The 554-nt window shown below is 30.0% G+C and carries 1 protein-coding gene; it reads right to left on the reverse strand.

What is annotated here, in order from left to right:
• A partial coding sequence (locus tag DWU89_RS20490) for a carboxypeptidase-like regulatory domain-containing protein (protein WP_115501456.1) occupies positions 1-212 on the reverse strand: 212 nt, incomplete at its 3' end.
• Positions 213-554 lie beyond the last annotated feature (342 nt).

Below are 554 nucleotides of genomic sequence, written 5' to 3' on the forward strand. Positions count from 1 at the left end.
CTTGCAGAACTCGGTAAATTTGTGATTTCAAACTTACCATCCATGTCTGTAACTGTACCAATAGACGTACCTTCTACCAAAATTGTAGCACCAATAATAGGCTCACCGTCATCCGCAGACTTAACCACACCTGTTACCCGCGAAATCTGAGCCGTCAAAAGACCTATGCTTACCAGTAAGTAGGTCAAGAATAACACTAGCTTTCTTTTCATAAACACATTTTTGTTTAGTTAGACATTCAAACTTTGGCGCAATTTAAGCAAAAATATCATAATTGCAATTTTTATTGACAAAAAATACATACAAAACAACAAAAATATGTTTTAGATCATATTATTCATATTCTTATTGATCTTATTTACTTAAAGTAAATCTCGATTTTAGAATATAAAGTGTAATGAATATACAAATTAAAATACTTAAATGTAAAAATAAGCATCGCGAGAATGGGGTTCAATACGATTAATTTTATTAAATAATCAGTTAATCATACATTATATATATATTCAAGATTCGATTTTAAGTGTTCAAACTAACTTACCGAGTTCTGCAAG

It is taken from the genome of Parabacteroides acidifaciens, assembly GCF_003363715.1.
Classification (GTDB): Bacteria; Bacteroidota; Bacteroidia; order Bacteroidales; family Tannerellaceae; genus Parabacteroides; species Parabacteroides acidifaciens.